General features: G+C 44.7%; 17 protein-coding genes. 10 read left to right on the top strand and 7 right to left on the bottom strand.

The window, feature by feature from the left end; translation table 11 throughout:
* Positions 1 to 27 precede the first annotated feature (27 nt).
* Positions 28 to 225 (top strand): NINE protein, encoded by a 198-nt coding sequence (locus tag WH95_RS21840; RefSeq protein WP_082113915.1) that lies wholly within the window; start codon positions 28 to 30, stop codon positions 223 to 225.
* 235 nt (positions 226 to 460) lie between these two features.
* On the top strand, positions 461 to 895 hold the full coding sequence (locus WH95_RS00615) for a hypothetical protein (RefSeq protein ID WP_046501640.1): 435 nt from the start codon (positions 461 to 463) through the stop codon (positions 893 to 895).
* A gap of 7 nt (positions 896 to 902) precedes the next feature.
* Here the strand turns inward: WH95_RS00615 and WH95_RS00620 are convergent, their stop codons facing one another.
* Together WH95_RS00620 and WH95_RS00625 are read right to left on the bottom strand one after the other, a co-directional pair.
* The gene (locus WH95_RS00620; RefSeq protein ID WP_046501642.1) at positions 903 to 2,366 is read right to left on the bottom strand and encodes a terminase; all 1,464 of its coding nucleotides are present in this window, start codon (positions 2,364 to 2,366) and stop codon (positions 903 to 905) included.
* Between the two features lie 67 nt (positions 2,367 to 2,433).
* Complete coding sequence (locus WH95_RS00625; protein WP_046501645.1) at positions 2,434 to 2,904, bottom strand: terminase small subunit; 471 nt, start codon at positions 2,902 to 2,904, stop codon at positions 2,434 to 2,436.
* Between the two features lie 249 nt (positions 2,905 to 3,153).
* On the opposite strand from WH95_RS00625, the gene WH95_RS20240 reads away from it, so the two are divergent.
* Entirely contained in the window at positions 3,154 to 7,131 is a 3,978-nt protein-coding gene (locus WH95_RS20240; RefSeq protein WP_052741661.1) for a DNA topoisomerase, read from the top strand.
* Positions 7,132 to 7,188: 57 nt separating this feature from the next.
* Here the strand turns inward: WH95_RS20240 and WH95_RS20245 are convergent, their stop codons facing one another.
* Together WH95_RS20245 and WH95_RS00640 are read right to left on the bottom strand one after the other, a co-directional pair.
* Entirely contained in the window at positions 7,189 to 9,090 is a 1,902-nt protein-coding gene (locus WH95_RS20245) for a sensor histidine kinase (protein ID WP_082113916.1), read from the bottom strand.
* 9 nt (positions 9,091 to 9,099) lie between these two features.
* Positions 9,100 to 10,197 carry an ABC transporter substrate-binding protein gene (locus WH95_RS00640; RefSeq protein ID WP_082113932.1) on the bottom strand — a complete coding sequence of 366 codons (1,098 nt, stop codon included), beginning with the start codon at positions 10,195 to 10,197 and terminating at the stop codon, positions 9,100 to 9,102.
* 416 nt (positions 10,198 to 10,613) lie between these two features.
* Between WH95_RS00640 and WH95_RS20250 the strand changes: the two genes are divergently transcribed.
* The 7 genes from WH95_RS20250 to WH95_RS20255 all read left to right on the top strand — a co-directional run bounded on the left by WH95_RS20250 (position 10,614) and on the right by WH95_RS20255 (position 20,307).
* Positions 10,614 to 12,857, top strand: coding sequence for a sensor histidine kinase (locus WH95_RS20250; protein WP_052741663.1), 2,244 nt, complete (start codon positions 10,614 to 10,616; stop codon positions 12,855 to 12,857).
* Positions 12,858 to 12,930: 73 nt separating this feature from the next.
* The gene (locus WH95_RS00650; RefSeq protein ID WP_162199365.1) at positions 12,931 to 14,637 is read left to right on the top strand and encodes a two-component system response regulator; all 1,707 of its coding nucleotides are present in this window, start codon (positions 12,931 to 12,933) and stop codon (positions 14,635 to 14,637) included.
* A gap of 140 nt (positions 14,638 to 14,777) precedes the next feature.
* Positions 14,778 to 15,230, top strand: a complete 453-nt coding sequence (locus WH95_RS00655; RefSeq protein WP_082113917.1) for a VOC family protein — start codon at positions 14,778 to 14,780, stop codon at positions 15,228 to 15,230.
* A 79-nt stretch (positions 15,231 to 15,309) separates the two neighbouring features.
* The gene (locus tag WH95_RS00660) at positions 15,310 to 15,627 is read left to right on the top strand and encodes a DUF3088 family protein (RefSeq protein WP_046501650.1); all 318 of its coding nucleotides are present in this window, start codon (positions 15,310 to 15,312) and stop codon (positions 15,625 to 15,627) included.
* A 174-nt stretch (positions 15,628 to 15,801) separates the two neighbouring features.
* Positions 15,802 to 17,100, top strand: a complete 1,299-nt coding sequence (locus tag WH95_RS00665; RefSeq protein WP_204247641.1) for a DUF1835 domain-containing protein — start codon at positions 15,802 to 15,804, stop codon at positions 17,098 to 17,100.
* Positions 17,101 to 17,289: 189 nt separating this feature from the next.
* Positions 17,290 to 18,384 (top strand): ABC transporter substrate-binding protein, encoded by a 1,095-nt coding sequence (locus WH95_RS00670; protein ID WP_046501653.1) that lies wholly within the window; start codon positions 17,290 to 17,292, stop codon positions 18,382 to 18,384.
* A 9-nt stretch (positions 18,385 to 18,393) separates the two neighbouring features.
* On the top strand, positions 18,394 to 20,307 hold the full coding sequence (locus tag WH95_RS20255; protein WP_082113918.1) for an ATP-binding protein: 1,914 nt from the start codon (positions 18,394 to 18,396) through the stop codon (positions 20,305 to 20,307).
* A 128-nt stretch (positions 20,308 to 20,435) separates the two neighbouring features.
* On the opposite strand, the gene WH95_RS00680 is transcribed toward WH95_RS20255, so the two are convergent.
* The 3 genes from WH95_RS00680 to WH95_RS21570 all read right to left on the bottom strand — a co-directional run bounded on the left by WH95_RS00680 (position 20,436) and on the right by WH95_RS21570 (position 23,397).
* A complete protein-coding gene (locus WH95_RS00680; protein WP_046501655.1) occupies positions 20,436 to 20,870 on the bottom strand; it encodes an SRPBCC family protein in 435 nt (144 codons plus the stop codon).
* Positions 20,871 to 20,873: 3 nt separating this feature from the next.
* A complete protein-coding gene (locus tag WH95_RS00685; RefSeq protein WP_046501658.1) occupies positions 20,874 to 21,221 on the bottom strand; it encodes an ArsR/SmtB family transcription factor in 348 nt (115 codons plus the stop codon).
* A gap of 181 nt (positions 21,222 to 21,402) precedes the next feature.
* Positions 21,403 to 23,397: a methyl-accepting chemotaxis protein gene (locus WH95_RS21570; RefSeq protein ID WP_218044417.1), complete on the bottom strand. Its 1,995-nt coding sequence runs from the start codon at positions 23,395 to 23,397 to the stop codon at positions 21,403 to 21,405.
* Positions 23,398 to 23,556 lie beyond the last annotated feature (159 nt).

Genomic DNA, 23,556 nt, shown 5'->3' on the forward strand with positions numbered 1-23,556 from the left:
TATAAATATGACAAATAATCCCTCCCCATAGCTTACTTACTCTGGCTGTTCACGGGTATCTTCGGTGGACATCGGTGGTATTTGGGGAAGCGGTGGAGTGCTTTAGCTATGAGTGTGGGAGGAGTATACTTTGCGCTACCCACGGCAACATTTTTGTATGGCAAAGAACCTATACACGCCATATACACTGACATTCTATTTGAATTCTTAAATCGCCCTCAATAAACACTAGCAGGTGTCTTTGATGCGGGCTGGATAATTGGCATAGTCATAAGCATTTATTTTCTATTTGCTTGGCTATTTCCACTCATCCTCCTCTTCGACCTATTACGAATATACTTTCTCATAAAAAACAACCCAACACCCTCACACAACAACAGGTTGAAGTGTTCGATTAGGAGCAACCTTGACTTCTGAAACAAGCCAGCGCAGAGTTTTCAATTAAAGAGGGGGCAAATTAATGCAAAAAATATTTATAATAACTTTAATATCTATCTTTTTAACTTTTCAGGCAAAAGCCGAGCCTCTAACAAAAGAAATGTTAGAAAAGGTATTTACTTCTTACGGAATGATAATTCAGGCGCAACAGATATACAAAAAATGTAATTATTTATCGAGTGAAGAGATAAAAAAACTCAACACTGATATCTCAATAATTACTAAAGGTCTGGAGTTGGAAATACCACGTTCAACAATCTACCTTGTACTAAAAAGAGATGTCGAAACGTCACAATATTTAGAAGAAATAACTTCAATAGTTACCAATAGAGTTAAGACCCATCACTCTTACAAATGCTCAAGAAAAATGCTTGAAACTCTCAATATTGCGAAAGAAAATGCGAGAGTGTGGAGCCAAGTTATATTAAAAACATGGAATAACGATACAGTCGGTTAACCCTCCCTCATCCCCCCGGCTCATAGTCCGAGATAGCGACCTCCATATCGCCGTAATAATCCTCTGACCACTTCACGATACCCTCGGCAAAGGTAAGCGCCAATGCGTCTGCCACGTCCGGCGAATGCAATCCTCGCTTTTTCATATCTTCCTTGCGCTCTAGCTGTAGCCTGTTCTTGGCGTCAAAGCCGTATTCAATAGCAGTAAGGTCCGTTTCAAGTTCCTGATCATCAGCGGGGATATCACCGCCCTTGAGCCAGTCGCGCATCTTGCCCCACATTTCGGCGCGCTTGTTCATATAGGTCTTCTGGTCCTGCGCTCTGGCCCCGGCGTTTACATCGATGCAGTCGTGACCCAGTTGCTTCAGGCGATCGACAACACCGCCCCCAACACCCACACCGTCAACCAGTACACCATCAGGATTCCATTTACGGATTATCTCGATCACATGACCGACCAGTGTCATGGTATCTATGCGATACTTGGTAATCTCCAGCACCTTTCGGCCCTGCCGCACCAAAATCACCGATTGATCGTCCCCAAAACGGGCCACATCAACACCGATGACAATGGTATCCCCCGGGTGTGCCGAAAGCTGTCGTTTTTGGGCCTCTTCAACAATGGTACCACTGATAAACTGCGTCGATCCGGCCCGAGGGAACACCCCCCGGACACGGACGCGAACAAAATCGCTGTCTTCGCCGTAATCCTCCACCCATTGCTGCATCAGCTTCTGGTTGGTTCCCCTGACCGAACGGCTGTCAATCTGGCGGGTTTTCCAGCGATGGCGCAAACGGTTGAAGCACTCAAAAAAACGCCCGGAATTTCGTGTCGGGTTGCCAAAGACAAAGCGCATGGGTTCGCCATCGGTCAGACCGCCGTCAGAAACCTCCCAGATCTTATCGGGCACGGCGCTGGCTTCATCAAAGAGATAAAAGGGCGTCGAATTTGCAGCATGCAATCCGGCAAAGCTCTCGGAATTTTCCTCGCGACAGGTCTGCGCATCACACCGCCAGCTTTCAGGGTGGCGTTTATGGACCAGCGCCATATTCCCCTTGCTGGCACTATAGCTAAACCAATGTCCGGTCAGACAGCGTTTGTGCCATTTCCCCAACTCGGCCCAGGTTTTCGTGCGCAGCTGATCACTGGTATTCGATGTCACGACCCCCTTGGCAAAGGGCCGCGTTGACATGATAAAGAGGATAAGCCACGCCGACATTGCCGACTTGCCAATACCGTGGCCGGATGCCGTTGCCATATCCATGGGGGCAACGGGGTGCAGCCCGTCAAACCCGCGCTCTGTGATCTGTGCGCCCAGATCTTCCAGATAGGCCAACTGCCAGTCGCGTGGACCTTTGAAATCGGCCAACTCACCCTGCCCCCAGTCAAAGGCCCACAGCACAAACCCCAGCGGATCCGCATAGAACTTTGCACAGTCCTCGGCCAGATCCAGATCAACCCCGTGGGTCATCAGATACCTCAATTAATCAGATAGGAAAAATGGTGACAAGAAAATAGATGGGTTTAATTAAACTCACTCATTTGTCCGGTTTGTCTTCCGGTTTATATTTCAGGCGCTTACGCCCCCGCATCAGGCGATCAACCAGCTCATTTTCAATCGACATTTCAACCTTTTCCTTAAAGGCCTGAACCGATACATGACGCCCGATAATCTCCAGCGCCTTTCCCGCGCCCGTGTGCTGGAATTTGTATTCCCCGTCGGCATCCGCAACCGGGCTGCGTTGCATACAGCGTTCAAAAAGCTCGACGGCCCCCTTTAGCACATAATCCGCATCAATTTGCAATCGTTGGGATCGGTCGGCTTTTGCTTGCTCAATGGCTTCCTGGACCAAAGGATTGTTGAGCGTTCGACTGGCGCTCTGCTTAATCGAATTTGGGCTATATCCCGCCCGAAGTGCCGCCTGCGTGGCATTAAAATCAATCAGATACTCTTCGACAAACCTCTTTTGCCGTTCGGTCAATTGCTGCTTTAAATCCGGATCACTCATTTTTCCTCCCGCCAGAGATAAAACAGAAACGGGGAAGTGATCTATTCATGCCTAAAGCAGAAACTACACCCACGTCCCCGCCCCTATTTTATAACTGACCAACAAACCAAACAATTCATCAGGAACTGTATGAGGGAAAATCCTATACTTCATTCTCAGCAAGCAATTTTTTCAAAAGAGAGACTTTATCCCGCCCCCCTCTTTACGGTAAAAGCATAACAAAATTGAGTGACGGTAAAGGGTTTCAGATTGTCCACCATTATTATTACGGAAAAAACCTCGCAAAAGCGCGATGTTCAAGCGGCAATCGGCAGTAATTACGGACAAATCCTTCCAGCAGAAGGTCATTTGTTAAGCCTGCAGGAACCCCAACAGATCCAGAGCAGTTGGGGGCGCTGGTCCTTTGACCTGCTCAAGCCCGATGATTTCTATCCGACCTGTCCTGCACCGGACGCCTCCCCATCGGCAAAAAACAAGCTGGAAGCCATCGCAAAGGCGCTTAAAACGGCCGAACGTGTCATCATCGCCACCGACTGTGACCGCGAGGGACAGCTTATTGGCGAAGAGATTTTGCGGCACTATAAATTCGCCGGGCAAGTACAGCGCGCCATGTTCACGGCCCAGGATGAAAAGACCCTGCGACAGGCGTTCGAAAATCTGGAACCCAATGATAAATATTATAATCTGGGCCAAGCCGCCGTTGTCAGGCAGCAGGCTGATCAGGTTTATAATCTATCCCTGACCCGTGCCGCTACTGTGGCCCTTAAACAGCCCGGGCAGTACGGCGCAATCGGCATTGGGCGGGTAAAAACCCCGACCATGGCAATCGTCTGTATGCGCGAGCTGGAAATTCTGGATTTTACGCCTCAGGATTATTACCACCTTGTCGCCACCGCCAAAGCCGAAAGCGGCGAACTGGATCTTCGTCATGCCCCGAAAGAGCGAATTCTTGACCTGGAAAGAGCTGAAAAGCTGCGCGCTGCTGTCGAAGGATACGAAGGTCCGCTTAAAACAGAAAAGAAGATCAAGAAAACCAAACCACCGCGTCTTCTTGATTTGCCTGAATTACAAAAGATATGCGCGCGCCGCTGGGGGTGGAGTGCCGACAAAACACTCAATATTGCCCAAGAGCTATACGATGGCGAAGGTAAGAAAATCCAGACCTACCCCCGTGCTGAATCCCGCTACCTCGCAGAAAACCAGATCGAAGACATCGGTGAAATTATTCAGGGGCTCACCAAGCTCCAGCAATATCAGGGCATTGATCTATCCTCACCGGAAGTACGCAAGGGAAAGTCCGGCCATTTTTCTGATGCCGGATTGAAGGGCGTATCTCACCACGCGATTGTTCCCAACAAAAACACGATGGACCGTGTAGAGGTAATTTATGCCCGCCTGACCCAGGATGAACAACGTATGTTCGATCTGGTTGCCAGTTCCTATCTTGCGATCCTCATGCCCGATTACGTCTATGAATCAACCGTTGTTTCCATGGATGTTCCCATTACCCTTGCCGATGCAGAAACGGGCGACGAAAAAGAGAGCATCCTCGACTTCAAAGTGACGGGTAATATCCCCAAGGAACAGGGGTGGAAAGCCGTCTATACCGATGTCATGGAAAAGAAGGAAGATCACGCGGGTGAGCTTCCCCCAATTCAGGACGGTGACATTGCCGTGCTGTCCCCCGTGACAACAGATACAAAAAAAACCAAAGCCCCTCCGCGCTATAACGAGGGAACCTTGATCGATGCCATGCAAAATGCCTGGCGCTTTGTTGAAAACAAGGATCTGAAAGAACGCCTGAAAGAAGCCAAAGGCATCGGCACACCGGCGACACGCGCTGCTGTGATCACGGGCCTTAAGCTCCAAAACTTTCTTGCCCAGAGCGGAAAACACATCGTCCCCACCGATGCGGGACTGACCTTGTTCAAAACCTTGAAAACAGCTGCACCTGAGCTGGTTGATCCCGGCGTTACCGCCATGTGGGAAATGAACCTTGATGACGTTCTAGAGGGCAAACAGACCGCCCGACAGGTCTGGGACGATATCGGCAATGACACCGCACGTCTTATCGGCATCCTCAAAACCAATGCCGCAACAGCGCCGAAAATCAACACAGGCGTCGCCATGCCTAAAAATGCTGGCAAGGGCAAGCCCACCGATAAAATGAAAGAAACGGCAAAGTCCGTTGCGCAAAACAAGGGCCTCAAACTTCCCAAAGGCTATACATCCGATTTTAATATCTGCCGCGAATTTCTCGATGAACATCTCGGGGGCAAAGGACCAAGCCCGGAAAAGGTACTTGCGAACCTTGAAAAGCAACTCTCTGACGGAATGATCAAGGGTCTTGGCGCCAAAGCCGCAAAGCAACTGGTTGAAAGCTTTGGCCCTGATGCCCTGAAAACAATCGTTACAGCCCCCGAAAAGCTTGCAAGTGAAACATCCCTGCCAAAGGGGAAGATCAAGCTTCTGGAAAAATGGTCCGAAGACAGAAAAGCGCTTTCAGAAATTGCAGCGTTCCTGCACAACCACAGTGTTGATCCTGCCCGATCTTACCGCCTTTTCGAAACCTTTGGAAACGACACCATCTCAAAGCTAAAGGACAATCCCTATTGTATTGTCCGAAATGCGAAATCTATTCCTTTTGATGTTCCCGATTGTATAGCGCATAAACTTGGTCGGGAAGCGCACTGTCTAGAACGGGCAGGTGCTGCGCTCTATTACGCCCTTTTACAAGCCAATGATGCTCGGGAAAAAAACACTCTTCTGGCTTTACTGAATAAACGTCTGGAAATCCCCACTGATATTCTAGAACGAGCACTCACAAAAGAAATCGATGACAAACACATACATAGCTACAAAGAGAAAGACACGACAGAAAGCCCTCAAGATTTCTTGATCCTGAAGCAGGACTGGCAGGCCAATACAAAAATCAAAAAACGCCTCATCGCATTATCAGAAGGCATTGTCCCCTGGGGGGAAATTGATGCGGAAAAAGCAATAGAGTGGGTCATCAGCCGCGATAAACTTGATTTGTCCGACCATCAAAAAGGGGCTGTTACCAGACTGCTGAAAAACAAATTTACCGTACTCGAAGGCGTTCCCGGGACGGGCAAAGAAGACATCGTCAAAGCCTTTGCCGGGATTGTTACAGCTAAAAACATATCAACATCAATCGCTGTTGCTTCCTCGACTGAAACAAAAAAAGCCAGCTCAGCACTGGATATCGAAATCGTTACGGTTACCAAGATTCTTGAATATAATTCCAAGTCAAAAACATTTAAGCGTACCGCCAGAAAGCAATTGGATTGTCAGCTTTTGATAGTTGATCAGGCTGATTTACTGGACCGAACAACCTTTCTTGCTTTGCTGGATGCCCTGCCAGAAAGTGCTGGACTGGTCTTAATACGAAATATCACCTCAATCCCTTTTCCCGGTTCTGGTCGTTTGTCTGATAGTTTGCTTGATATTGGCAATGACAACCATCTTTTGCTCAATCAACTCTTACCCAGGGGCCAAAACAATAAGCTGGCGGGAAATCTGCTTGGTTTAAACAGCAATCAGGGTTTTGATTATACCTCTGACACGCAAAGTCCCGGTACATTCTATTTTGTTGAATCAGAAAACGAACAGGATACCCAGCGTAAACTGGCCGAAGTCATAAAGAACCGTTTACCCAAAAGCTTTAAATACAATGCCATAAAAGATGTTCAGGTTATCAGTATGGCAAAGGGCATGCTCGGTCCCGTAAACTTGACTCAGCAATTGCAAAGCTTGCTTAACGACACACATACAGGTTTAACCCTGCAAAAATTTGGTACCCGATACAAAACAGGTGACAAGGTCATCTTGATGCAAAATGATCCTGACCGGGATTTAATCACAGGTGACATCGGCTTTATCAAAGACATAACAAGGGATGAAATACCTCAACCTGGTGACAGTACATCCTTTATGGATGATGGACGGATCAGCATCGAATTCAGCGGCAAAAACCATGATTTTTCATTCGGTGAATTGGACTGTTTGAATCTTGGCTACGCCCTTCCTCCAAACAAAAACCGGGATAATCTCTCTCCCGCGGCGGTTATCTTGCTTCCATTAACAGACACAGACGACAGCACGACAAACCCGGGAAATCTGGATAATTCTATCTTTAGAAACAATCTATTAAAAAGCTTATCCTCTGCCAGTGAACGTGTTGTTCTGATCGGCAGAAAGCCCTAAATGAGAAGCCAAACACTGGAACCTAGCTAAGACAAAGCCTTGCGACGCCGCCTATGATTAGCCACGAACACGCTCGGATGGGAAAATCAAGGTAACACTGGTTCCTTGCCCTGGCTCAGAGACGATTTCGATTGTACCGTTATGCATTTCCATCATGCGCTTTGCCAGGGGTAATCCAAGGCCTGTCCCTTTGGTATTATCGTTATAGGCACTCCTAATCATGCCAAAGGGCGTTAAGGCAGTTTCAACACCTTCTTCATCCATTCCAACACCCGTATCGGTAATATCCAGTCGATATTCACCGTCCTGCATCAACTTATCACTAATACAAATAGTGCCGCCTTTTGGGGTAAATTTCACGGCATTGACCAACAGATTCAAGATAATTTGCCGTATCAATCTTTCATCAGCAAAAACAACCAGATGAGTGCTTGTAGCAACATTCTCCAGCCCGACATTCTGTTCTTTGGCTTGTAGCTGAACCATATGCAAAGCCTCATTTACAGCTGTTGAAAGAATGAACTCCTCTTCATTTATTTTGAATGTACCGGATTCAATTGCGGAAACATCCAGAATATCATTTATTATATCCAACAAATGTGCACCAGATCTTTGGATATCCTGACTATATTCCAGATATTTATCATTCCCCAGCGGACCAAATGCCTGCATTTTCATCATATCGGAAAACCCGATTATCGCATTTAAAGGTGTTCTCAGTTCATGGCTCATTGATGCCAGAAAATTATCTTTCGACTGACTGGCAGCTTCTGCCCGGCGACGTAGCGCACCCAAGGCCTCAACCTGTTTTGACACGGCCTTAAAGATCAACCAGATTACAATAAGAAAAACCAAACCTCCCCATAAGCTGATAAGCGATACAGTAATCCAGGTTTTGGACAGGTTCTTATTTGACTTTAATACAAATGTTTCATTCCACTGTTCGGTAATCTTGGTAAAAGCGTTCCAGTCCTGATCCAATTGTAAGACCTGTCGATTTAATTCAGCGCGGAGCTCTTTATTCTCTTGCTGTAATTTCAGGGATTTTTTGACAATGGCATAGAGACTTTCCACCCCTGTCCCTGTTAATACACCAGCTTGCGTGTTGTTCTTTTCCTGTCCCAATAGAATGGCTTTAAGAACCGTCAACTCGCTTTCCAGATCTCTGTTGACTTTTTCGCCCAAATCAATTGAACGAACGGCTCTCTCCAAACGCTCCAGGTTGGGAACGACCCGGTTGTCTCTTAAATCAGATATACGATCATAATTTTTTTCACCCGCCAGTACTTCGACCAACCGCTGCATATCAGCCAGTTCTGTCAGAAGGTTACCAACATTCCTACTTAAAAGCTTTTTGTGTTCCCCAACAATCCTGTCGACATCATGCTTTTGAAGACTGTTTTGATTGTCTCTTTCATATTTTTTAAGAGACAACACCATTTCCAACCGTAACTTTCCAATCACATCGTTGATGACCACCTGAATTTTGGTCAGCTGTTCCCGAACCTTGTTCAGGGTAATATCGTTATCAATGTCATCAAAAATCCGGTCATTTCTTCCCCGCCAATCTGCTGATTTGAAAAGAATTTCCAACAGATGATTAGCCTTTTCAATCAATGACACCTTCAACTGATGACGGCGTTCATCATCGTTAACGGGTAGCTTGTGAAAAGTTTCTTCCAGCCCCCGAATGGCAATAATCCCCTTAACAGGCTCTATTCGTTCAGATGTTTCCAGCAAACGTTCAATTTCAAAAATTCCGGTTCTAATTTTTTCATTAACATTTGAAACATTGTTATTGAAATCCTGTTCCTGTGCCAGCAAACGGTCTTTTTGTTCTTGCTGATTAATCACCCCCCATCCCAAGAATAAATTAACCACAACAGGTATAACAATACCTAGACCAATCAAGGCCCAAAGCATTCGTTTTATTCTGATTACATGACTATCTTCTATCATGATTATACTCTAGGGGACCAAAACCGACGGCATATTTTGCCAATCAAAGGGAACGAACTTGCCTTGTCTCAGGCTCGTCGGCCAGACCCTGTGGCTTGCCTGATGATCTTGCCGGTCATAATAGAGTTTTTGCCCCAAACCGATGTCAAATTCCCCAAGGTTTTCAAGTGCATCAATGATGTTCTCTCGATTGGGTTCATCCGGGATATTATGCAGAGCTTTGATCATAATCTCCATTGCGATATATCCTTCCAGACTTCCAAACGAAACCTCTTTGTTCCCGCCATAGTTATCCATGTCATTATGATAGTCGCGAACAATTGGAAGGGATAAATCCTCTGGATAGGGAACAACCTGGGTCACAATTACACCCTTTACATTCGTCCCCAATTCTTTAGCCAACGGTGCGCTCCCGACAAATGATACGTTGAGAAAAAGAGCATCCAGACCGGATTTTCGGGCAAGTTTTATAAACTTGGCAGACGGTGCATAGGCCCCGACCATAATTATTGCCTTGGGAACGGGTTCAGCTAACAGAATATCTGCTAATGCACTTTCAACAACCAATGTATTGCGTTCATAACGACTGTGAACAATCTCGGTTTCAGACGTCAAACCATGTCGTTTTAATGCATTCATACCACCTGTAAACCCTGCATCACCATAGCTATCTCTTTGGGTAAAAAAAGCCACCTCTTCGGGTTTCAGTCCCCCTTGTTCGATCAGAGCATTTACCATGGCGGATGTTTCTTCTGCGTAACTGGCGCGATAGTTAATGACATAACGATCAGGCGGATTTTTCCTCAGAACGCCAGCCCCCGTAAACGGCGCAAATAGTAACGTCTTTTCTTCATTTACAATGGGAATAGTGGATATTGCCGTAGGGGTCCCGACATTTCCAATAATCGCAAGTGCCTCTTCCTGATTAATCAAGTTCCTGATATTGGGTATCGTTCTTTCTGGCTCATACCCGTCATCCCAGGCAATTAATCTGATTTTACGCCCTTTGATCCCACCGTTAACATTCTCTCTTTCCAACCGAATTTGAATGCCAAGGCGCATATTTTTACCAAGCTCAGCTGCCGGACCAGTCAGGGCAGTTGACATCCCGAAGATCAGCTCGTTATTTGTCCCGGAATTATTTATTATTGAACCTGTTTGTGAAAAAACTGGCTCTGTTATCATCATAATTGATAAACAAAAGCTCGCCAAAAATGGTTTTGACACCCATGTATGCTCAAAAGCAGCGAAAGCCCTAAGTGACATTGATAATGCCTTATTATTATTGAGATTTTATCACGGATTAACCTCACTTGATTACCATAATAAACTACGGGCCTTTATAGGGTGTTAATGTAGAATCTACCAAATTCAGATCATAGGTTGCGTATTAATGAATTAGAAATCCCTAGATTGTATTATAGGGCAATTACGAAATCACGCTATCATAACTCAGGCTATCACTAGGCTGCCTAAAAATCAGCCTTCAAGGGTCGATCCACAAGGATAATCGGGGAACCTTAATGGAAGCAGGTGGTAAAAAAAAAGGACCGAAAAAAGTTCGTCTCCATCACCTGCTATTTATCGGGTTTACCCTAATATCGACCATACCAGTTTTTTTCCTGGCTGCCTGGACTCAAAAAACAGCCATTGAAAAAGAATTTCTCGCAACAGAAGACAAACATCTTTTGTTGGCAAAAAATTTAACCGGTACCTTGGACCGATTTGCAAGGGATGCCGAACAGATTTTCCGTGTTTCAGCTCAATATCTTGAGGCACAAAAGCCCCCTAAACAGATTGCTGACCTGATGAAAATAGTGCGGTTCAATCGACTTTACATGATGGATAAGGAAGGCCAGGTATTTTGCCTTGAATCAACATTACAGGGACAAACCTCGGTCAAGGACAATATCCAGCTTTCAGCTGATCTGTTATCTAAATTGTCATTGGATATCGAACGGGCGAAGCTGGTTCCAGACCAGGTATTTTTCTCAGCCGCAATCCATAATTCCCAAGGAAAACCAACTATTTACCTGATTAAATTCGGGCCGAATGATTCTTTGGTTATCGGCGGGTTAGAAACTGATTACATCGTTGATATCGGACAGAAAATTTCTTTTGGTAAACTAGGACACGCAACCATTGTTGATCATAAAGGACAGGTTCTGTCTCATCCCAATTCTGACTGGCGGAACGAAATAAAGGACATATCTCACATTAGGCCAGTATCTCTAATGATGGCAGCCCAAACAGGGGTAACCACTTTTTATTCCCCGGCAATTGAAACCGACATGATCGCTGGCTTTACCTTCCTGCCCAAAATAGGCTGGGGCGTTATGATTCCCCAACCTTTATCCGAGCTGGAAGAACGTGCCAGTGGAATTAGAACAGCCGTAATCATCATAACCCTCCTTGGAATATTAACGGCAGCCCTGATTAGTTGGTGGCTGGCTCGTTATCTTTCCATGCCCATGCAAGCGGTGGTTCAAGCAGCGGGCGATGTAGCAAATGGACGTCTCAACGCAAGAATACCAACTTTCCGGACCTTTATTCTTAAAGAAGCAAATGATCTTGTCGTTTCGTTTAATTCTATGGTCAATGAATTGGAAAAGGTCGAACACCGCCTGAGAACAAGCGAAGAAAGATTCAGAGAGTTTGCATCAACAGCTTCGGACTGGTTATGGGAAACCGATGAGAAAGGTCGTATTGTTTGGGAGTCAGCCAGTAAGAAACAAGGTTACCGAGGCAGAACGTTCACAGAAATACAGGGAATGACCCGTCAAGAGCTCGCTGGCGATATTATGGCGCAAGAGGATTGGACTGCCTATCAAAAAGCCATAGACAATCATGAAGAAATTAAAGATTTCCACTATAAATACCCTGGTGGCAACGGACAGATATATCATGCCCTGATTAATGGCATCCCCCTTTATGATGATAACGGTAATTACATAGGGCACAGAGGATCTGCCTCAGATATCACAAAACGTAAACAAGCAGAGCATGAGCTGAAAAAAGCCCGTGACGAAGCCGAACAGGCCAATAAATCCAAATCAGATTTTTTGGCGAACATGAGCCATGATCTTCGAACACCTTTAACTGCCATTATCGGTTTTAGTGATATTATGCGGCACAAAACCTTTGGGAAATTAGGCCACCCCAGATATGAAGAATATGTGCGTGATATCCATAATAGCGGAACCCTCTTAATCGGTCTGATTAATGATATCCTAGACCTTTCCAAAATAGAGGCTGGTAAATACGAGCTCACCAATGAACCTCTTCAAATTGAAGAGCTCGTTGGCTTATCATTTCGTCAATTGGAATTGATGGCGGAAAGTTCTCATCAATCTCTCAAGATGGAAATTTCCCCGGATCTACCCAGCTTAAAGGGGGATAAACGTGCCATCATTCAAATTTTAAATAACCTTATATCCAACGCCATTAAATATTCGACAGAACAGGGCACCATCATCGTTGGCGCAACAACCAACCCCGACAACGGGATCGAAGTATCTGTAGAAGATTCCGGAATGGGAATGTCTGATCAGGATGTGGCATGCGCTATGGAAGCTTTTGACCAAACAGATCGATTACATCCCAGGAAACACGAAGGAACCGGATTGGGCTTGTTCCTTTGCCATAGCTTTATGAATCTTCTGGGTGGAAAGTTAAAAATTGACAGTAAAGTCAATATCGGAACCAAGGTAACCCTGATCTTTCCTCCGTCCCGGACCATAACAGTACAAAAAGAAAAAAATCCTTGATGACGGCATTATGAAAATCGAAACAGCTACAATAAAACAAGAATATAAACGACAAAACACAGGAAAACCCAGCATGGAAGAGCAAATCAACATCTTGCTCCTAGAGGACGAACAGGAAGAAAACAAGCTGGTTAAAAGCTACCTTAAACAAGCTTTTCAAAACAGCTATCGATACGATAAAGTCACCAGTCTGATCACCGGAACGGAAAAAATCAGGCTACAAAATTACGATCTTGTACTCTTGGATTACTCTTCAACTGGCCCCGATGGTATCGACTTTGTTTACCACATCGTAAACGAGCTTAAGATTATGATCCCCATAATCTTCCTATCCGAAGAAAACAACCGCGAAGCTGATCTGAAAGCAATGGAAGCAGGTGCCCAGGATTTCTTATTGAAACAAGAACTAACGCCCTATTCTTTTGAGATGGCAATCCGCTATTCGTTAAAGCATAAAAAAGCAGAAGAACACATCCAGTACCTTGCCTACCACGATGCATTAACAGGACTACCCAATAAAAACCTGCTGCTTGACCGACTTGACCGCACTTTGATCAGGTTTTCCAGAACTCAACGCCATAGCGTTTTATTATTCCTTGATTTGGATAGTTTTAAAATAATCAATGACTCACTTGGGCATAGAGTTGGTGACGATCTGCTCATCGAAGTTTCCAAACGACTTAGTTCCATCTTGAGCGAAACAGATTCCGTTGCGCGCCCAGGGGGCGATGAATTCATTATACTTCTGCCGGAAATATCCAAAGAAAAAGAAGAAGCAGCATTAAAAGCTCAGCAGATTGCGGATGATATTATAAACGCCCTACGCCGCCCCATAGAACTCGGGGACCATCAACTTCATATAGGTATTTCAATCGGCGCAACTTTGTTTTCAGGCAAGGATACAACCTGTGCCGATACTGTGTTGAAACATGCTGATACAGCAATGTACGCTGCAAAATCGTCAGGGCGCAACACAATCAGTTTTTTTCAGGAAGAAATGGAAAAGTCAGTAAAATATAAACTGGCGCTGGAAAATGATCTGCGAAAAGCAATCCCCAAAAAGGAATTTGAACTCTATTATCAGCCGCAAGTCTGCGTCAATTCAGGTACAATTCTCGGGGCTGAGGCTCTGGTGCGTTGGATCCATCCGGAAAAAGGCTTGATATCACCCCTTGATTTTATCCCCTCTGCAGAACAAAGCGGTCTAATCCATCCATTGGGCGCGTTGATTTTTAAAACCGCCTGCGAACAAATTGACAGCTTCAAGGGAATTCCCAGGATTTCTGTTAATATAAGCGCAAAGCAATTTCATGCGCCAAACTTTGTTGAAACAATTGAAAACATTACAAAAGAAACCAACGTAAGCCCGAAACAGCTGGAATTAGAGCTGACAGAAAGTACCATGTTGGCCGATATAGAAGAAACCGCCGTAAAAATGCGCCAGTTGAAAGACATGGGTTTTTCTTTTGCTTTGGACGATTTTGGAACGGGTTATTCTTCTCTGACCTATTTAAAACGCTTACCCTTTGATGTATTGAAAATTGATCGTTCTTTCATTGCAAATATTATGGATGATCCAGAACATGCGGGCATCGCAACAGCCGTGATTTATCTTGGTAAAGCACTAAACTTGCACATCGTTGGTGAAGGCGTAGAAACCGAAGATCATCTTGATTTTCTGAGACGTCAGGGTGCCCACTCTGCACAGGGCTATTATATTAGCCGTCCTATTCCTGCTGATGAACTTATCACCTGGATGAACCAGCGCCTGACGGCTTAGTTTTATTTACGCCTCACATATCCCAATAATTCTATGATCCGGTAATTTTCAGTCTCCGTGATTGCGGCCTGAACACAATGGTGCAATGATGCCTCTTGTTCAATATCCACTCCATTACGAATAACTATTCGGACAACACCATGATAATCCCCAATCTTCTGGTCACGGACATCAAGACATCGCTTCGTTTTTACAAGGACATATTAGGCATGGAACTTGTTGTTCTTGTTTCCCCCGACAAGGATGTTTCCTTTGAAGGAAATGGTGAAGGCGCGGCTTTTGCCACATTGGAATGGAAACCGGAAACATCGCAAGAGGGGACGGAAAAACAATTAGGGGGGCAAATCATGCTGCAAACAGCACAAAGTTTGTCCGAAGAACTATCACTCTACTCTGCAAATAGTGCCCCAACCCCGTCAGGAACAATATACTTTCGCGGACTAGACCCTGAAGAAATACAAAAAAGAGCCCCACAAGATATTGTTGTAAAAGGTCCCATACAGCAATGGTACGGCATGAACGAACTTTATCTGAAAGATCCAGACGGATATATCATCTGTGTGGGAGTACCAGCAGGAAATGCACCACAATAATTTTCATCTTTACCCCATAATTTTCACCTTACCCAAGAGCATTTGCCGTTAAATCAAATTGAACTTAATCGTCAAAACAATGAAAAAACCTGTCCTCTTTGTTCTCAAAATGCCTTTCCAAGACCACGAAATGCCTTCGATATCCAACGACGGTTGGTTTTGCACCCATTGTGCCATGATCGAAGGTGCACTCGCGATCAACACCCATTGGGAAAACCATATAGAAGTAAGACGTATTTCCCACAAAAAACCAAGAAAAGAAGTCATTGAATATTTAGGCGAGCAAAATCAATGGCTTCCGGTTCTGATTATAAATGACAGAGAACACATCACAGACCCGATTGAAATTACAGCATACCTGGCAAAATGCTTTGGCGGGGCAGCGCCACACCCATAGTATATAAAAACAATCCATATTGACGACCCTCTCTCTACATGGCATAAATTTTGTGGCTTTTCTTAAGCCTCCATGTTCGCGGAAAGGGCTGCGCCCAAAAGCAAGTTTATGTTTTATATAAACGATTTCCTAACCTGATTGGCGGACACAGGTTCTTATTCAAAGGATAATCGTATGAATACCACACCAGAATCAGATCTGGCGTCCCCTGCCTTCCCGCGAACAATGTTTCATGGTGCGCTGAATTACGAACAGCAAAAAAAACGCGCCAAAGAACTTCTTAAAGCATTCAAGAAACAAGACCCGATAGCGCTGGACAGGATTAAGAATTTTCATCCCCGATTTTCACAAAAATCATCTTCGCCAAGCTCCTTCACCCTTGCAGACTGCCAACTCTGTATTGCGCGGGAAAGTGGCTTTGCATCTTGGTTAAAACTCAAAGCCCATTGCGATCAACTTAAAATCAAACAGGCACAGATTAATGCAGGACACATCCCTGATCTGGATGATGGGAACACCCTGCATATTCGCTGTGGTTCCGATATCCGACATAGCTTGAAAATTGCGGGATTCACGGGTGACTTTCACGAATTTAACGATCCTTTTTGCCAGGGGCCAATCCCCAAGGGAAGCAAGACAACACTGCTGGAAAAACGAGCAGAATTTATCGCTTCGGCCTATGGTATTCCGATAAAAGAAGTTATCGCAAACCAAAAGATTGCCTATGACAAGCTGGATCAGCTTTGGGATTATGATTGTGTTGTTTTGTGGTTTGAGCACGATAGTTACGACCAACTCATTCTTGCTTTTTTACTTGATCATCTATCCTCTCTTGTATCCAGACCAAGGTTGGAACTAATTTGTATTGATCAGGTTCCCGGCGTTCCTGACTTCGTCGGGCTTGGACAACTTGCCCCTGAAATGCTGATATGGCTTTGGGAAAACCAACGTATGTCCATTACCGATGACCAGCTTTCTTTAGGTGGGAAAATATGGGAAGCCTTAAGACAGGAAACTCCAGATCAATTAAACGCAATTATTACAGCTGGAACCCCACAACTTCCGGTCATGAAAAATGCCCTGAAAAGGCACCTGAAAGAATTACCGTCTCCAAACAACGGCCTCGGCCTCACACAGGAACTTACCCTGCAGATCTTGGCTGACAAAGGTCCCTTAAAGGGCAAAGAACTCTTTGCAATTTTGACAAAGGAATATGAACCACTCCCCTATCTTGGTGATTTGATGTATTGGTACGAACTAAGCCAGTTCATGAAGTCTGAACCAACACCTATCCAATATGAAAAACCCCATGATCAGAAAACCGAAAACGCAAAGCCCCCCCAACCCTGGCCAGAGCGTATAATTCACATTACTGATACGGGTAAAAAATTATTGGCAGGGAAAGAAAATTATTTAAAATTAACGCCAGTCTTCCGGTACGTAGGGGGCGCTATCGTCCCTCCCTTATCATAAAATCTAATTCCCTTACAGGCACCAACCATCAAATCGATCAAACCAAAAGCTGAAACTCTGATCCTATTAGCCCCTTGTTAACCGATGTTATTGTAAAAAGGGGAATAACTGTAAATCAGGTGGCATATTAAAACCACAGGCATGCAATCTGTTTCGTAATAAAAATATAAGCTCTATGAGGGTTCAGTTTTGCCATTTTTTGCTCGTATTACCATAGGAAGTCAGCAATTTATCAAACTGGTCGTTGCAATATATATTCTGCTAGCGTCCATTTTGGGTCTTAGCGTAATTTCACAAGCAAAAGCCCAGGAACAAAACTTGGCAAAAACAGGTGACACCAAAAGAGTTGTCGTTATCGAAACGATGGCTCTTCCTGTTCTTCAGGATGCAACAAAATGGTTCCGCAAGGGTATGGCCGAACTCGGTTACGTCGAAGGACAAAATATTGAATATGTCGTGCTCAACGCCCAAGGTGATCCGGAAACGTCATACAACTTGCTGAGCACAGAACTAAAAAACCAAAAACCAGACATGGTCGTTTCTGTTGCCACCCTCGCGACAAGAGAGTCTTATAAAATCATGAGAGACCAGGAAACACCTCTGGTTTTTATGTTAGTCTCCTACCCCGAGAAAGAAGGTTTTGTAAGTGCAATTGGGGAAGCAAGTGGCACAAACATTACAGGCAAAACACACATTGTCCCACCAGCGGCAAAAATAGAGGTCATTAAACAAGCCCTTAAACCGCTTACGGAAAAAAAACCAATGAGGATAGGAATTCTCAATTCAACCTATCCTTCCGCCCTAAGCGAAGCAGCACAAATCATGGAGATAGACAAGACCGTAGAGGAACTGAACTTTATTGACCTCAATTTTCAATACATTCCCGGTCAGGAAAACCGTGAAAAGCTTCGTAATAATGCCTTGGAAGTCATCGAGAAGAACCGCTCAAAGTTTGATGCACTCTGGTTGGCAACTGGTCCTATGGGAAATGATGTCAAGATCTTGAAAATTCTCAAAGAACAGAAAATTCCCGTTATTTTCGCCAACAATATAGAAGCGGTCAGATCTGGCGTTCTTTTGTCCATGATATCGAACTCTGAAGTAAATGGCATCGCGGCTGCTGAAATCGCAGACCAGATCTTCAAGGGCAAAAACGCAGGGGAAATCCCCATAACAAGACCGAAAAGTTATCTCGTCAGTATTAATATTACAACAGCGACCGAGCTGGGGACTGTTATTCCTTCCAGCTTACTCAAGCTCGCTGGCAAAAACATTTATCGGTAGAGCCCTGACATGCGATTATATCAAAAATATTTTTTGACCATGTTACCAATCATTTTGATTTGTGTTGGTTCCCTCGGGTTTTGGTCCTTTACCCACTCTCGAAATGCGCTCTATGAAAGCGAAGAAGAGAATATGAAACTGCTTCTGAACGAGGCCGTACACCATATTATTTCATCGCGTTATGACCTTTTGGAACAAGCTGGTCTTACCGATATTCCCGCCTTTGTTGAATCATACCAAGAAGAAGTATTCAATGAATTAGACAACTTAGCTACTGTCACCAAACGCCGTTACTTCGTAATAGCCCAGGATGGTACCCCAATCTACTGTAGCGATAGCAAAGACCCCAAAGTTCTCAGCCAATGGAGTGAACTTGCCCAATCTCTAAAAGGGCAAAACTTTGGGACCTTTCAGGCACAAAACGATATCAACACGCTTTATGCCTCTGCTGTTTTTAACAAAACCAACTGGAATTGGGTCGTTTTTGTTTCCCGCCCTGAAGAAGAAGTCACTCAACAGGTTTCAATCATTCAGCTTGTTACAATCGGTGTGTCTCTTATCTCTATCTTGTTGATGGGTGGCTTACTTACCTTGGTAACCCGGCGTCTGTTGATCCAGCCAATCAACCACTTGCAAAAGGCAGCATCGCACATTTCACAACAAGAACCCATTGATCGCATTGATGTCACATCAAATGATGAGCTAGGAGATCTCGCACGCGATATGGAGGGCATGTCCAAAGCCATCAAAAACAAGATCGAAGAAGTTCAAGTTGCGAACAAAGCCAAATCCATGTTCTTGGCGCATATGAGCCACGAATTAAGGTCCCCCTTGAACTCTATTCTTGGCTACGCCGATCTTGCGCTCGGCAACAAAGACATTCAGGCCCTTCCCAAGGAAACCCAGAACTACATTAAAACCATTTCCAGTTCAGGCAACCACCTGATGGATTTGATCGGGGATATTCTGGATTTCTCTAAAATCGAGGCCGGTGAACTAGTATTGGAAAAAAGTGCCATGAGCCTGGCCGAACTTGTCGAAGAAACCAGTAGTATGATGGTTCTCGCCGCAAGGGAAAAAAACAATAGTCTGGATGTCACCTTCCCCGATAACGTTCATCGTTGGGTACTTGGGGACAGTGTCAGACTGCGCCAAATCCTGATGAACTTCCTCTCAAATGCAGTAAAATTTACCACGGATGGTACCATCACGCTCAGTGTTGCACTTAAATCCGAAGATGAATTTACCCAGAGATTACGATTTGAAGTATCTGATCAGGGTATCGGTATCCCCAAATCAAAACAGTCTTCCCTTTTCAGCGCCTTTTCCCAGGCGGACGTGTCAACCACCCGAAATTATGGTGGGACAGGCCTTGGGCTGGCGATAAACAAACAGCTTGTTTTGGCAATGGATGGCGAAATCGGCGTTGATAGTGAAGAAGATAAAGGCAGCACCTTCTGGTTCGAAGTTACCTTAGACAAAACCAAAGCACTCTATCGCCCCCAAGCAGAGGTTCCAGAACACGATCTGACAAACCTTAATCTTTTGCTTGTTGAAGATATCAAGGTAAATCAGATCATGGCCAAGGCACTACTTGAAAAAAGTGGCCAGTCTGTTGACACAGCGGATAACGGCTTTCAGGCCGTCGAAAAAGCAAGCAAGAACGATTATGATATTATTCTGATGGATATTCACATGCCTGAAATGGATGGCGTAGAGGCAACCAAACAAATACGAGCCCTTTCCGACAGTACAAAATCAACGATTCCTATTGTTGCCCTGACTGCTGATATAGAAACCAGTAATCTGAAAGAGTATGTCGCCTGCGGCATGAATGCGACCTGCGCTAAGCCATTAAACATGGATGATCTTCTTAAAACCCTCAAACGACTTATCCATGAAAGATCTGCAAATGCAGCCTAGGAAAGGGATTAGCTGATTTTTGCCGTCAGAGAAAAATGGTACTCTCTGCCTGAACAGCAACCTTCTGATAACAGAGAGGACAATCAACCTGTCACACATCTTACCCATGCACGAGTAAGGTGAATGACTTAGTTCCCTTTGGACAGAGCCTTCCTCATAGCCGCAAAGTGTTCGTCCCACCCTGCATCAAAAGACAGAATAAGGTCCATCGCTGCTTCACCTGCCGCAGCCTCGACACCTTCGTGTTTCAACGTTAATCTGGTTCCGCAGAGAACCTCTTCCAGAACCCAGGTCACGGTTGTCAATGACCCGTTTAACGGGTTCACAGTAAAGGTCCAAATCATCTTCTCAGGGCGGTGCATTTCCAAAACACGTCCCCAACAAACCTTCGCCTTTTCACCATTGTCCCGGGTTAAAATCAATTCATAGTCTTTACCCTCGGCCAGATCTTCTTTCGGTGGGTGAAACCACAGGCCGATTTTTTCCCGCTCTGTCAAAAAAGACCAAACCGTTTCCCTTGTCGCATTAAAGAATACGGTCTTCGTGATTATTGATGTCGCCATAACCTACACCTTTCCCTTGATAGATTTTCGTTTCGCATTCTCGGCATCTTCCACTGCGTTTTTCAAAGCATCCAGACGCTGATCCCAGAATTGATCAAAATACCCGATCCAGTCTGAAACAGCTGATAGTCCCTGTGCTTCAAGCCGATTAATACGCTCGCGCCCCTGAACATGAACTGAAATGAGTTGCCCCTCTTCCAGAATATTCAAATGTTTCTTTACTGCCGCTCGCGTTATTTCAAATTTGTCGGTCACTTCGCCGATGGTCATTTCCCGTCGGCTGAGATGCATCAAAATCTCTCGCCGCGTTGGATCAGCAAGTGCCCTGAATGTTTCTTGTATGCGCATCATTAAACCTCGACATAACACCTTTTGGTATCACTTAAAATAGTACCTTTTGGTATTATGTCAAGATATATTATCTCTAACCCATTTCAACGAATTTATATTTTCATTAAACTACGCAGAGGCTGATTTATTAAACGATGTCATATGCCTCAAGTCACCCAAGAACTAATTAATTTACGCCCTGTCATGATGCTGTTCTGATTTGGGCCAGGAAGTTTTCAACCTCTTGTTTTAATCGATCAGAATTTGATCCAAGTTCATCCGCGGCAGATAAAACCTGATTGGAAACTTTACCAACTTCACCAGAAGCTTCGGTAACACCACCAATATTGGCCGAAACTTCCTGCGTTCCCGCCGCCGCCTGATCAACATTTCGCGCTATTTCCTGTGTTGCGGCGGTTTGCTCTTCGACAGCTGCTGCTACAGACGCAGCAATTTGATCAATTTGTTGAATAGTTTCACTTATATTATCGATGGAATCAGCAGCAAGTCGGGTAGAAGACTGAATTCCCTCTACCTGTCCACGGATTTCTTCGGTTGCTTTTCCTGTTTGATTGGCCAGATTTTTAACCTCACTGGCAACAACGGCGAAGCCTTTGCCTGCATCGCCCGCTCTTGCAGCTTCGATCGTCGCATTCAAAGCCAATAAATTTGTCTGTTCGGCAATATCTGTAATTAAGCTAATCACAGCACCAATTTTTTCAGCGGCATCAATCAGCTCACTAATATTGTTCTTGGAATGTGTTGCCTGATCAACGGCTTCACGGGCAACGGTTGCGGATTGGGAAACCTGTTGGCTAATCTCGTTACTGGACGATGTTAATTCTTCCGTCGCCGCGGCAACAGTCTGAACATTAGAAGATGCTTCACTCGAAGCCTTTGCAACAGTAGATGCCTGGGCTCTTGTTTGCTCCGAGATCGCAGACATTGATTGAGCCGTTTGCTTAAGGTCCGCAGCAGCATTGGAAACAAAATCAACAACAGACCCGACACTGTTCTCAAAATCTTCTGCCATTTTAGACATCAGCTTGCGTTTTTCTTCTTCGTTTCTTTGTGCCGCTCCTTTTTGCTCATTCTCCAGTTTGGTATTTTGAATGATACCAAGCCTGAAAACTTCAACCGCACGTGCAATTGCCCCGATTTCATCCCTACCTTCCTGGGCAGGGACTTCAACATCAGTATTACCTTGGGTCAACTGTCCAACAACGTCCGTTATTTTATTGATTGGCGATGAAATTTGACGCGCAATCAGGAAAACAACAAACATGGCACCGGCAAGAATAACCAATACAATAAGGCCAATTTCTTTCATTGATTGGGTGATGTCGCCAAAGACTTCGACCGCAGGTACCTCAACAATAACAAAGGATTGAATAGAAGGTATCCATGATGCACCAACGATCATGTCACCATTGCTTCCGGTATAGCTGGCGAAATTAACCGCATTTTCATCAGCATCAGAAGACACGTTCAAAAGAGTGTCTGCTACGTTTGAAATGCCAACCGACTTTGTTATGTTTTCATTACCAATAAGTTCAGCATTTCGATGTAGTTTGATTGTACCATCGGCTGTTGTCAGATATACGAACCCAGATTTTCCCACTTTAATATTGGCGATATCTTTTGCCAGTTCTTCTGCCCCGACACCAAGCCCTACCGACGCCAGTTTTCCGTTCACATCGACCCGGACATTTGTGAACATTTTCCATTCATTGCCTGTTGTTTCATTTTTATCCAGAACCATTTCATAGGGTTGATTACTATCTATAAACGCATCAAACCAAAATTTAATCGCCCCGCTCGCGCTTTCGTTATAACCGTTCTGATCATAATATTTTCGAGAAACATTCGACACCAAAGACACATTAAATGCCTTTGTTCGCTGCTGTATTTTCGATGCGTACTTTTGCCAACCTTCAAGCCCTTCAACAGGCTCTCCCTGGGCAAACCAGTCAAGAACAAAGGTATTATCTGCGACAGCAAACGAGGTCGTTAAATAAACATTCAGCTTTTTTTCGATGTTGTTGCGGATCGATAGAACTGTTGCTGGTAATTCATTATTATAAAGCCGTTTGGAAACGAGATCGGTGGTCTGAAAGTAACTAATTGTTCCCGCGATCAGAACCGTAACACTCAACAGTATTGAAATCAGAAGCATTAGCTTATTACGTATCGTCATTTATCGATCCCCTGAGCAAACTCTTAAAATCGACTTCTGGCCTAATGACACATAAACGACCACACACATCGTATCACCAGACTCATCAAATCTTCAGGCACGATTACACCACAGTATTTGATAAAGCCTTTCGTCACAGAACAACTCTAACATGATATG

This window comes from Kiloniella litopenaei (assembly GCF_000982415.1).
Classification (GTDB): Bacteria; Pseudomonadota; Alphaproteobacteria; order Kiloniellales; family Kiloniellaceae; genus Kiloniella; species Kiloniella litopenaei.

Excerpts from the sequence above, each read along its gene's own strand:
- WH95_RS00615 (WP_046501640.1), top strand. The coding sequence starts at position 461 with ATGCAAAAAATATTTATAATAACTTTAATATCTATCTTTTTAACTTTT.
- WH95_RS00620 (WP_046501642.1), bottom strand. The coding sequence starts at position 2,366 with ATGACCCACGGGGTTGATCTGGATCTGGCCGAGGACTGTGCAAAGTTC.
- WH95_RS00625 (WP_046501645.1), bottom strand. The coding sequence starts at position 2,904 with ATGAGTGATCCGGATTTAAAGCAGCAATTGACCGAACGGCAAAAGAGG.
- WH95_RS20245 (WP_082113916.1), bottom strand. The coding sequence starts at position 9,090 with ATGATAGAAGATAGTCATGTAATCAGAATAAAACGAATGCTTTGGGCC.
- WH95_RS00640 (WP_082113932.1), bottom strand. The coding sequence starts at position 10,197 with ATGTCAACTGCCCTGACTGGTCCGGCAGCTGAGCTTGGTAAAAATATG.
- WH95_RS20250 (WP_052741663.1), top strand. The coding sequence starts at position 10,614 with ATGGAAGCAGGTGGTAAAAAAAAAGGACCGAAAAAAGTTCGTCTCCAT.
- WH95_RS00650 (WP_162199365.1), top strand. The coding sequence starts at position 12,931 with ATGGAAGAGCAAATCAACATCTTGCTCCTAGAGGACGAACAGGAAGAA.
- WH95_RS00655 (WP_082113917.1), top strand. The coding sequence starts at position 14,778 with ATGATAATCCCCAATCTTCTGGTCACGGACATCAAGACATCGCTTCGT.
- WH95_RS00660 (WP_046501650.1), top strand. The coding sequence starts at position 15,310 with ATGAAAAAACCTGTCCTCTTTGTTCTCAAAATGCCTTTCCAAGACCAC.
- WH95_RS00665 (WP_204247641.1), top strand. The coding sequence starts at position 15,802 with ATGAATACCACACCAGAATCAGATCTGGCGTCCCCTGCCTTCCCGCGA.
- WH95_RS20255 (WP_082113918.1), top strand. The coding sequence starts at position 18,394 with ATGCGATTATATCAAAAATATTTTTTGACCATGTTACCAATCATTTTG.
- WH95_RS00680 (WP_046501655.1), bottom strand. The coding sequence starts at position 20,870 with ATGGCGACATCAATAATCACGAAGACCGTATTCTTTAATGCGACAAGG.
- WH95_RS00685 (WP_046501658.1), bottom strand. The coding sequence starts at position 21,221 with ATGATGCGCATACAAGAAACATTCAGGGCACTTGCTGATCCAACGCGG.
- WH95_RS21570 (WP_218044417.1), bottom strand. The coding sequence starts at position 23,397 with ATGACGATACGTAATAAGCTAATGCTTCTGATTTCAATACTGTTGAGT.